15 protein-coding genes are annotated in these 9684 nt (G+C 71.0%); 5 read left to right on the top strand and 10 right to left on the bottom strand.

The genetic code is table 11. The annotated features are described in order from the left end of the window. Nucleotides 1–91: 91 nt before the first annotated feature. Genes CF165_RS20490 through CF165_RS20500 form a run of 3 tightly spaced genes read right to left on the bottom strand, consistent with a single transcriptional unit; the run spans nucleotide 92 to nucleotide 1526 of the window. Nucleotides 92–856 carry an SDR family NAD(P)-dependent oxidoreductase gene (locus tag CF165_RS20490; RefSeq protein ID WP_093949147.1) on the bottom strand — a complete coding sequence of 255 codons (765 nt, stop codon included), beginning with the start codon at nucleotides 854–856 and terminating at the stop codon, nucleotides 92–94. A 14-nt stretch (nucleotides 857–870) separates the two neighbouring features. After that, nucleotides 871–1197, bottom strand: a complete 327-nt coding sequence (locus CF165_RS20495) for a DMT family transporter (protein ID WP_093949148.1) — start codon at nucleotides 1195–1197, stop codon at nucleotides 871–873. Next, on the bottom strand, nucleotides 1194–1526 hold the full coding sequence (locus CF165_RS20500; RefSeq protein WP_093949149.1) for a DMT family transporter: 333 nt from the start codon (nucleotides 1524–1526) through the stop codon (nucleotides 1194–1196). The genes CF165_RS20495 and CF165_RS20500 overlap by 4 nt, the downstream gene beginning before the upstream one ends. Before the next feature lie 100 nt (nucleotides 1527–1626). On the opposite strand from CF165_RS20500, the gene CF165_RS20505 reads away from it, so the two are divergent. Then, the gene (locus CF165_RS20505; RefSeq protein ID WP_093949150.1) at nucleotides 1627–2298 is read left to right on the top strand and encodes a TetR/AcrR family transcriptional regulator; all 672 of its coding nucleotides are present in this window, start codon (nucleotides 1627–1629) and stop codon (nucleotides 2296–2298) included. A 2-nt stretch (nucleotides 2299–2300) separates the two neighbouring features. Here the strand turns inward: CF165_RS20505 and CF165_RS20510 are convergent, their stop codons facing one another. Beyond that, on the bottom strand, nucleotides 2301–2891 hold the full coding sequence (locus CF165_RS20510) for a TetR/AcrR family transcriptional regulator (protein ID WP_093949151.1): 591 nt from the start codon (nucleotides 2889–2891) through the stop codon (nucleotides 2301–2303). Between the two features lie 90 nt (nucleotides 2892–2981). Between CF165_RS20510 and CF165_RS20515 the strand changes: the two genes are divergently transcribed. Further along, nucleotides 2982–3941, top strand: a complete 960-nt coding sequence (locus tag CF165_RS20515) for a ketopantoate reductase family protein (RefSeq protein ID WP_093949152.1) — start codon at nucleotides 2982–2984, stop codon at nucleotides 3939–3941. Nucleotides 3942–3949: 8 nt separating this feature from the next. Here the strand turns inward: CF165_RS20515 and CF165_RS20520 are convergent, their stop codons facing one another. After that, nucleotides 3950–4147, bottom strand: coding sequence for a hypothetical protein (locus CF165_RS20520; protein WP_093949153.1), 198 nt, complete (start codon nucleotides 4145–4147; stop codon nucleotides 3950–3952). 54 nt (nucleotides 4148–4201) lie between these two features. Beyond that, a complete protein-coding gene (locus CF165_RS50285) occupies nucleotides 4202–4486 on the bottom strand; it encodes a DUF5994 family protein (RefSeq protein ID WP_143268619.1) in 285 nt (94 codons plus the stop codon). Nucleotides 4487–4574: 88 nt separating this feature from the next. Here CF165_RS50285 and CF165_RS20530 point away from each other — a divergent pair, with 88 nt between their 5' ends. Next, nucleotides 4575–5765 (top strand): N(5)-(carboxyethyl)ornithine synthase, encoded by a 1191-nt coding sequence (locus tag CF165_RS20530; protein WP_093949154.1) that lies wholly within the window; start codon nucleotides 4575–4577, stop codon nucleotides 5763–5765. Here the strand turns inward: CF165_RS20530 and CF165_RS50290 are convergent. Next, on the bottom strand, nucleotides 5740–5934 hold the full coding sequence (locus CF165_RS50290; RefSeq protein ID WP_143268621.1) for a hypothetical protein: 195 nt from the start codon (nucleotides 5932–5934) through the stop codon (nucleotides 5740–5742). The two genes, CF165_RS20530 and CF165_RS50290, sit on opposite strands and share 26 nt — an antisense overlap. 195 nt (nucleotides 5935–6129) lie before the next feature. On the opposite strand from CF165_RS50290, the gene CF165_RS20535 reads away from it, so the two are divergent. After that, nucleotides 6130–6327, top strand: coding sequence for a hypothetical protein (locus CF165_RS20535; protein WP_093949155.1), 198 nt, complete (start codon nucleotides 6130–6132; stop codon nucleotides 6325–6327). A gap of 3 nt (nucleotides 6328–6330) precedes the next feature. Here CF165_RS20535 and CF165_RS20540 read toward each other — a convergent pair whose 3' ends face one another. Then, nucleotides 6331–7377 carry an NAD(P)-dependent alcohol dehydrogenase gene (locus CF165_RS20540; RefSeq protein WP_093949156.1) on the bottom strand — a complete coding sequence of 349 codons (1047 nt, stop codon included), beginning with the start codon at nucleotides 7375–7377 and terminating at the stop codon, nucleotides 6331–6333. 97 nt (nucleotides 7378–7474) lie between these two features. On the opposite strand from CF165_RS20540, the gene CF165_RS20545 reads away from it, so the two are divergent. Further along, entirely contained in the window at nucleotides 7475–8062 is a 588-nt protein-coding gene (locus CF165_RS20545) for a TetR/AcrR family transcriptional regulator (RefSeq protein ID WP_093949157.1), read from the top strand. Between the two features lie 11 nt (nucleotides 8063–8073). On the opposite strand, the gene CF165_RS20550 is transcribed toward CF165_RS20545, so the two are convergent. Both CF165_RS20550 and CF165_RS53640 read right to left on the bottom strand, forming a co-directional pair. Continuing rightward, on the bottom strand, nucleotides 8074–9018 hold the full coding sequence (locus CF165_RS20550) for an NADP-dependent oxidoreductase (RefSeq protein WP_093949158.1): 945 nt from the start codon (nucleotides 9016–9018) through the stop codon (nucleotides 8074–8076). Between the two features lie 191 nt (nucleotides 9019–9209). Then, nucleotides 9210–9680: an MmyB family transcriptional regulator gene (locus tag CF165_RS53640; RefSeq protein ID WP_338023424.1), complete on the bottom strand. Its 471-nt coding sequence runs from the start codon at nucleotides 9678–9680 to the stop codon at nucleotides 9210–9212. Nucleotides 9681–9684 lie beyond the last annotated feature (4 nt).

The following is a 9684-nucleotide window of genomic DNA, read 5'->3' on the forward strand; positions in this document are numbered from 1 at the left end:
CCCAATGTGGCGTTCGGTGCGTCAGACGCAACCAACGCCACATTGGGGCGCATCCCCCGGGCCGCTGTCAACGAACCTCAGACGCGCGACACTAGCGGGCCAGTTTCCGCAGCAGGACATCGGAAACGCGCGCGGGCAGCACGCGCAGGAGGCGGACCAGCGTGGCCGTCGGCCACGGGAAGGCTGCGTCGGCGGGTTCCCGCCGGAGGGCCCGGACGACGTGCCGAGCCGCCTGTTTTTCGCTGATTTGAAAGGGTTTCGGCAGTCCGTCGGTGCTGACGCGTGCGGTCGCCACGAAACCGGGATAGAGCGAGGTGAACCGGATCCCCTCGGGAGAGAGCTCGACCCGCGCCGCGTCGATCAGGGTGCGCACCGCGGCCTTCGCGGCCGAATAGGGGCCCTGGCGCGGGATGCCCATCAGGCCCGCCAGCGAATTGGTCTGGGCGATCAAGCCACCGCCCTGGCGGCGCAGCTGCGCGATGAGCGGGACCAGGTAGTTCACGGTGACGTCGTAGTTCACCGACATCACCCGGGCGACGTCGGCCACGTCGACCTCGGCCATGGACATGTCCGGCCCCTGGCCGACGTTGAGCAGCGCGACGTCCACCGCGCCGAACTCCGCCACCGCCCGCGCCACCACCGCGGCCGCGGCTGCCGGGTCGAGCGCGTCGGCGACGATGTCGAGGCAGGGACTCCCGGCCGCGCGGACGTCGGCCGCCACCGCCGCGAGCTCCCCCGCCCGCCGGGCGACGATCACCAGCCGGTTGCCGTGGCCCGCGACATCGCGGGCCACCTGGGCACCGATCCCCGAGGACGCGCCGACGATCAAGATCGTCTCGTGCCTCAACCTGGCCATCGCGTCTCCCGCGTTCAGTGCGCGGTCGCGCCGAGTTCGATGATCAGCACGCCCGCGGCGATCAGCCCGACGCCGGCGGCCATCCGCTTGGTCAGGGCGTCCTTGAAGAACACCCGCGCCCCGATCGCCGTCAACGCGACGCCGCAGGCCGCCCAGACGCCGTAAGCGATCCCGACCGGCATGCCTTGCGCCAGAGCGACCGTCAGCAACCCGAAGGCGCCGACGTAGCAGACCGCGATGGGCGCGATCCACCGTTTCTTCTTCAAGCCCTCCGAAGCCCGCAGCGACAGCGTCGCCGCCACCTCCGCCAGGATCGCGCCGGCCAGCAGCACCCACGTCATGACCGCACCTCACGCCCGTGATCGGTCTCCACCAGGACGACGCCGGCGATCACGGCCGCGATGCCGATCCCGATGAGCGGGGTGAACGGCTCGGCGAACAGCACCGCGCCGAGGACCGCGGTCAGGGCGACACCCGCGGCCGCCCAGGTTCCGTAGACGACGCCGATCGGGGCACCCAGCCGCAGCAGCGCGGACAGCGCCACGAACGCGCCGGCGTACCCGGCGACCGTCAGCACCGCCCACCAGGCGTTGTCGATCGCCGCCCGGAGAGCCAGCGTGGCCGCGACCTCCAGCACGATCGCGCCGGCCAAGATCGCCCATTTCCTCATCGTGGCTCCTCACCGCTCTGCCGGGGGGACGCCGTCGACCCTACCCGCGACTTGGTCAAACGTCCAAGTCAAGTGGCCAAGTGCGTGTTAAGGTGCAGCCATGGACCGCGAACCCGTCTCGTCGCGCCGAAGCCTCGCCGAACGCCGCGAACAGCTCCTGGACGCGGCGATCGAGGTGATGAGCGACCGCGGGATCAGCGGCGCGACCACCCGGGCCATCACCGAACGCGCCGGGGTCCCGCACGGGGTCTTCCACTACTGCTTCGACTCGAAAGCCGCGCTGCTACGCGCTTTGCTCACCCGCGAGAGCGAGCGCGCGCTCTCGACGGCATGGCAGCTCGACCCCGGCAGCGAAGGGTTGACCGAAGCGCTGTCCACAGCCATCCACGGGCAGCTCGCCCGCGTGCGTGCCGAACCGAAACAGTTCCTCGTCCTGGCCGAGCTGATCGTCGTCGCCCGGACCGATCCGGCCCTCACCGACCTCGCCCTCTGGGAACGCACGCAGTACCTCGACCTGATCGCCGAACTGCTCGGCAAGTGGCAGAAAGACACGCCGCCTGCCGTTCTCCGGCACTGGGCCGCGGTGATCCTCGCCGGCATCGACGGCCTCATCGACGGCTGGCTCACCGCCCGCGACGACGACACCACCGGCGCCGCCGCGACCCTGTTCGCCTCGAGCGTGGGTGCCGCGGTGCAGTCGATGAACACCGAACGCGCTGAGACGCGGCACGAAGATCGGGCATCGAACGCCGGGAAGGCCGTTCTCACCTGACCTCACCGACGTGACTTGCCGTCCGGAGGCGACTGGCGGAGCCCGTCCAGCAGGAGGGTGACGACACCGTCGGCCTCGGCTCGCCAGCCGGGGCGGTCGTGGGCCGCACTGATGCCGTGCAGGGCCATCATGACGGCACCGGCTCCCACGTCGTCGCGGACGGCGCCGTCTTTCACCGCGGCGGCGACCAGGTCGGTGACGGCCTGCTCCAGTGCCCGGCTGCCCTCGGCGATCGCGCCCGAACCGGTGGCCATGAGCGTGGCCAGCGTCCGGGCCAGGCCCCGGTGGGCGTCGATGTACTCGATCATGTCGCGCAGGAAGGTCGTCAAGGCCTCCTCCGCGGGCAACGTGGCCTGCAGCCGGCGGGCACAGTCGCACAGCGTGGCGACCTCGTCGCGGTAGACCGCCTCGGCCAGCGCCTCCCGGGTCGGGAAGTGGCGGTACAGCGTGCCGGTGCCCACCCCGGCCAGGCTGGCGAAGTCATCGAAGCGCAGGTCGAAGAAATCGCCGGCGGCGGCGACCTCCCGTGCTGTGGCGAGCAGGGCTTCGCGCTTGCGCTGGGCGTCGGCCCGCAGCGGCTTGTCGGCCGTCATGTGCTCCCTCGCGTTGACAAATGGAGATGATCTCCATATTTTGGAAAGTGGAGATGACCTCCATTTCCATCATAGCTCACGAGGTGCGACTTGAAGATCCTCATGTTCGGCCGAGGCGTGATCGCCACCATCTACGGCTGGGCCTTGGAACAGGCGGGACATGACGTCGAGTTCTACGTCCGCCCGGGCCGCGCGGCGACGTATGGGGACGCAGTGGACCTCGACCTGTTCGACATGCGGCGCCGGGTGTGGGGGCAGCGTGTCGTGGAGAAGTGGCCGACGCGCTACCGCGAGGCGCTGGAGCCGGACCACGACTTCGACCTGATCGTGCTCAGCGTGCCCCACCACCGCGTCGCGGAGGCGACGGCCTTCCTGGCCCCGAGGGTCGGCCGGGCCACGGTCCTGGTCTTCGGCAACGTCTGGGCCGAGCCGCCTGCCGCGGCCGGCGCACTCCCCCTCGACCGGATCGCCTGGGGCTTTCCCCAGGCGGGCGGCGGTTTCGGTGCGGACGGCGTGCTCCGTGGAGTGCTGCTGCGGTCGGTCATCTTCGGCACCCTCGGCCAGCCCCCGAACGACCGGGAGCGGGCCGTGCGCGAGGTGTTTCGCGAGGCCGGGTTCCGGCTCAAGGAGCAGCCCGACTTCCGCGGCTGGCTGTGGGTCCATTTCGTGTCGAATGCCGGCCTGCACTCACAGGGCCTGCGGCGGGGTTCCCTGTCCAAGCTGGCCGGGGCGACGGGTGACCTGCGCGAGGGGCTGCTCGCCGGCCGCGAACTGCTGCCGCTCCTCGAGGCGCGCGGCGTCGACCTGCGACGTCACCGGGGCGGTGTGCTGTTGTTCCGGGCGCCCACCTGGCTGACGGCCCCCGCGTTCGCCTGGCTGACCGCTCATGTCGCGCCCTTGCGGGTGAGTCTTGAGACGCACACCGACCCCGACGCCGAGGAGCCGCGTGAGGTCTGCCGGGACACCCTGGCCGAAGCACGACGGCTGGGCATCTCGGTACCGCGGCTGGAAGCGGCGGAACCGCACTTCGCCCGCGAGAGAAAGAACTGAGTGAGCGGCTACCAGCCGGCGCGGCGTCCGGACGGGTCGTGTGCCCACGTGCTCGCCGGGCGGGGTTCGGCCGCACCGTCGGAGGGCGGTGCCGGGGTGTACGCCGGCTGGCGGAACAGACCTCCGTAGCGGAAGTCCTGGGGTGCGGTGAGCGCCCCGGGCCGGGGCAGCTCGACGACGGGATGACTGAACAGCGAACTGTCCACTGTGGAATTGGTGATCGGGGATCCTTTCGTGGACGCCACCGGAAGCGGCGTGGTTCAGGCGGGCAGCGGTACGCCACCCTCGGTCGTCCCGGCGGCGGCGAACAGGCGCGCACCGGCGTCGGTGTTGTCCTTGTCGGCCGCGGTCGCGAGGACGTGCTGCGCGGCGTCGCGGCTGGTTTCCGGCGGAATGACCAGCATCGTCAGCCGGTGACGGTCCCAGCCGATCACGGTCAGGGTGCCGGACCCCTGTGACCGGAATCCTTCGAGCCGGACGACGTGGCCGTCGACGTGTCCCGTGGTCGGCCGGATGGGGGCCGAGGACTGCGCAGGTTCGGCCACTCGCGCACGAAATGCTCTCGGACACCACCGAGCGTACACGACGACTGCGCTGAGTGTGTTAAGACTGGGGTCTAGCAAAGGGGCCACCGTGCACCAGCTCAGTCTCGGCGTCATCGCGCGTTCACGGAAAGAGAACGAACGGCGGTTGCCGATCCACCCCCACCACCTGGACCGGATCGACGCCGATCTCCGGAAGACCATCTACCTCGAACACGGCTACGGCGAACCCTTCGGCGTGCCCGACGAGCGCCTCGCGGCCGCCGTCGCGGGGCTGCGCACGCGCGAGCAGCTGATCGCCGAGTGCGATGTTGTCCTGCTCGCCAAGCCGCTTCGGGAAGACGTCGCCGAGCTGCGGCCCGGCCAGGTGCTGTGGGGCTGGCCGCACTGCGTGCAGGACGTCGAGCTGACCCAGCTGGCCATCGACCGGCGGCTGACCGTGATCGCCTTCGAGGCGATGAACCACTGGCGGCGCGACGGCTCGTTCGGCCTGCACGTCTTCCACAAGAACAACGAGCTGGCCGGCTACTGCTCGGTGCTGCACGCCCTGCAGCTGATCGGGTCGACCGGGGACTACGGCCGGCGGCTGCGCGCGGTCGTGATCGGCTTCGGCGCGACGGCACGCGGCTCGGTGACCGCGCTGAACGCCCACGGCGTCCACGACGTCGACGTCCTCACCGCGCGCGGCCTGAGCGCGGTCGGCTCGCCGATCCACTCCGCGACGATGGTGCACCTCGACCACGACGCGAACAACCCGGGAGATCTCCGCCGCAGCCACGCGATCACCGGCAACGGCCGGGTACCACTGGCCGGGTTCCTCGCCGAGCACGACATCGTCGTCAACTGCGTGCTGCAGGACACCGGCGCACCACTGACGTTCCTCATCGAGGAGGATCTCGCCGCCTTCGCGCCGGGGAGCCTCATCGTCGACGTCTCCTGCGACGAAGGCATGGGCTTCAGCTGGGCCCGGCCGACGAGCTTCACCCGGCCGACCTTCCCGATCGGGGACGGCATCACCTACTACGCCGTCGACCACAGCCCCTCCTACCTGTGGAACTCGGCGACCTGGGAAATCAGCGAAGCCCTGCTGCCACACCTGCGCAATGTCCTTTCCGGACATTCCACATGGGACAAAAACGAAACCGTCCGGCGGGCCGTGGAGATCCAGGACGGCACGATCCGCAACCCCGCGATCCTGTCCTTCCAGCACCGCTCACCGGAATACCCGCACCACCGCTCCGTCCTCGGCGGTGGGCTCAACCCCCGGGTGGCCACGACCTGAGGGCATCGAACCGGACGATCCGGTCAGGGCCTGCGACGTCGCGCAGACGCTGGATCCGGTCGAGGATGTCGCGCGCGTCGGTGTCGCCGGGATACCGGGCGGCGGCCGCGGTGAGCGGCGTGCCGGATCGCCGACTCGGAAAAGACAAGGTCCGGATCAGCTCCGCCACCGCGGGTGCGGTGCACGAAGGTGCGCGAGCGGCGGCGCCGTCGGGGCTATACTGCGGAGTCCGGCCGCGCCGGCTGTCGGCGCGCGTCCCGCCCCAGCCCCTGGCGGTACCGTCGGAAACAGCCGATACCGGCGGAGGACCGATGACCACTGCGACGTCCCGAGGACCGGCTTCCCCACGTCTGTCGCCGCACCGATGAGGCGCGCCGCGGCACGGCCCGAAGAGACCGGGTCCGATCCCGTCGAGCTCACCCGCGCCCAGCGCTACCACGGTGCCCGGCTGGTGGCGTCGGCGGCGAAGGATGCCGAAGACTGCGCGTTGCTGCTCGCCGCTCTCGGCCTCACAGCCGCCGACGGCGTCGCCGAAACGCCCGCTGCCGTGAGGCGCAGCTGACCGTCAGTGGTTCTGCGGCAGGTCGGACATGTCGAGGACGAACCGGTAGCGGACGTCGTTGCGTTCCAAGCGTTCGAGGGCTTCGTTGACGCGTGCGGACGGGAGGACTTCGACGTCGGCGGTGACGTTGTGCCGGGCGCAGAACTCCAGCATGGCGGCGGTGGCGGGACGGCCACCGCTGCCCGCGGAACTGAGCTTTTTGCGTCCTACCAACAGGTCTGCCGCCTGCACCGTGACCGGGCCGAGGTGCCCGAGGTGGCTGAGGGTTCCGTCGAGCGCGACGAGCCTGAGGTACGGGGCGACGTCGTGCGGGACCGCGATGGTGTCGATGACGACGTCGAACCGGTCCCGGGCCGCGGTCATCCGGTGCTCGTCCGTGGAGGCGATCAGGTCGTGGCCGCCCAGCCGGCGGGCGTCGCCGGCTTTGCCGGCCGACCGGCTGATGACCGTGGTGTCCGCCCCGAGTGCGACGGCGAACTTGACCGCGAGGTGTCCGAGGCCGCCGAGCCCGGCCACGGCGACTCGGGTGCCGGGCCCGACACCGAGGGCGCGCAGGGGCTCCCAGACGGTGATCCCCGCGCACAGCAGCGGAGCGGCGGCCGCGGGGTCGAGCCCGGCGGGAAGCGGGTAGGCGAATTCGTCGCGGACGACGTACTCGCGGGAGTACCCGCCCAGCGTGGTGGTTCCGTCGTGGCGGTCGGTGCCGGCGTAGGTCAGGGTGGGGAACTCGTGGCAGAAGTTCTCCTGCCCGGCCCGGCACATCGCGCACACGCCGCACGAGTCGACGATGTTGCCGACGGCGACCGGGTCACCGGCGGCGAACCGGGTGACCTCGGGCCCGACGTCGGTCACCACGCCCGTGAACTCGTGGCCCGGCACCAACGGCGCCGCGCCGGTGTGGGCATCGACGGCGTGGAGATCGCTGTGGCAGACACCGCAGTAGTCCACGCGCACGGCGACGTCGTCGGCCCGCAGTTCCCGGCGTTCCAGCGATGTCCGCCGCAACGGGGTGCCGGCGCGGCCGGCTTGCCAGCCCAGGGTGCTTCGCATGGTCACTCCTCAACAAACAGACTGTTCGGTCTATTACGACCGTAGCCGGACGCCGTCGATTCGGCAAACCGACTGGTCTGTTGTTATCGTGACCGGCATGGCCGACAAGCCCCTGACCTCCCGTGGCGCCGCCACCCGGCAGCGCATCCTAGAGGTGGCGACCCAGGAGTTCGCCGAGCACGGGATCGCCGGGGCACGCGTCGAACGCATCGTGGTCGCCGCCCGCACCAACAAGGCGCAGCTCTACGGCTACTTCGGCAGCAAGGACGGGCTGTTCGACGCCATTTTCTTCGGCTCACTGGAACGGATCATGACCGTGGTGCCGATCGACGCGACCGACCTCGCCGGCTGGGCCGTCCGCCTCTACGACGAGTACCTCCGCCGCCCCGATCTGATCCGGCTGGCCACCTGGGCGCGCCTGGAGCGACGCCCGACCGGTCACCTCGTCGAGGACAGCAGCCGCCTCGACGACGCCAAGCTGCGCGCCATCGCGGACGCCCAGGCCGCGGGCATCGTCCGGGCCGGAGACCCGTTCGACCTGATGGCCATGGTCATCGCGATGTCGATGGCGTGGTCACCGGTCAGCAACGTCTACGCCGCCAGCGACGGGGAACCCCCGGAACTGCACGAGCAACGCCGAACCCTGCTCCGCGACAGCGTTCGGCGCATCATCGCACCCGCCTGAGCGCCCGGCGCTCAGGTCGTGGCCGGAACGACGACGACCTTGCCGTGCACCGCACCCTCGGCGGCCCGTGCGTGCAGCGCCGGCAGTTCGGGCAGCGGTACCCGCTCGGCGACGTCGACGCGCAGTTCGCCGCGGTCGACCAGCGCCACCAGCTTCGCCAGCTGTCCGGCGTCGCTGCGGACGAACAGGTCGATGCCGCGCACGCCGCGTTCTTCGTCGGCGGGAGCGGGCATCCACACCGTCGTGTTCACCACGGCCCCGCCCGGCCGGACCAGGGCGACCAACGCGGCCAGCTCGGCCGGGTCGACCGGTGCGAGGTTGAGCGCGAGGTCGACCTGCTCGGTCACCGCCGCGGCCACCCCGGTGGTGGTGTGGTCGACGATCTCGTCGGCACCGGCCGACTTGACCGCGTCGCCGCTGCGCGGACTGGCCGTGGCGATGACGTGGGCTCCGGCCCCCTTCGCCAGCTGCACGGCGTACCCGCCGACCGCGCCACCGGCACCGTTGATCAGCACGCGCTGCCCCGGCTGCAGGTTGCCGTGGTCGAACAACGCCTGCCACGCCGTCAGCCCGACCAGCGGCAGTGCGGCGGCGTCGGCCAGCGGGACACTCTCGGGTGCCGGTGTCAGGACCTCGGCCGGCGCGATGACGAACTCCGCGGCGGCGCCGTCGCCGTCCATCGGCAGGAACCCGATGACCTCGTCGCCGACCCGCAGGCCGTCGACGCCCTCCCCCAGCGCGTCGACCGTGCCGGCCACGTCGATGCCGGGAGTGTGCGGCAGCACCACCGGGATGGGGCCGCGCATGAAGCCGCCGCGGATGTTGCCGTCGACGGAATTGAACGACGTAGCGGCGACGCGGATCCGGACCTGCCCGGCTCCCGGGACCGGCTGCTCCACGTCCTCGTAACGCAGGACACCAGGCTCGCCGTACTCGCGGAAACGCACTGCCTTCATCACGGTTCTCACCTTTGCTGGGTTCAACGTGCTTCGAATTCGAAGCAACTGCGGATCAGGCTACTGCTGCTTCGAACTCGAAGCAAGTGACGTCGGTCACCGGCGCACGGCGGCGCGGCCGCAGAGGCGTGCGGGCACGCCGACGATTCCCTTGATCCACATGGACCTCAGGATCGTGGCCGCGAGCTCGATCAGCCTGGGCCGGTTTGGCCCACCCTGACCACGGCCGGCCCGCCGGCGGCGCGGACGACCTCGCCGAGCCGGGCCGCGTCGGCCGAGCCCGGGGCCGGCGTGAGGACCACCGCCATCAGACCGTCTCCGGGCACCTCCAGCAGGGTGCCGTCGAGCGCGATGGCGTTCCCGTCCGGATGCCGGAACACGGCCCGGTTCCCGTAGGAGGAGACGGTTTTCGGGGTGCGCCACAGGGTGTCGAACGGACGGCTGGTGGTCCGCAGCTCGTCGACGAGCGCGGCGAGCGACGCGTCAGCCGGGTAGCCCGCCGCCCGGTGTTCCGCAGCCCGCCGGCCGGCAGTCCGGCGGCGGCGGGCTCGGTGTGTTCGCGCAACCAGCGGACCGCGGTGCCGAGATCGGACAGGGACATGGCGCCAGTGTGCCCCAGCACGGGACCCGCTTTCGGCGCGGCCCCTTCGAATTCGAAGCAGTAGA

This window comes from Amycolatopsis vastitatis (assembly GCF_002234595.1).
Classification (GTDB): Bacteria; Actinomycetota; Actinomycetes; order Mycobacteriales; family Pseudonocardiaceae; genus Amycolatopsis; species Amycolatopsis vastitatis.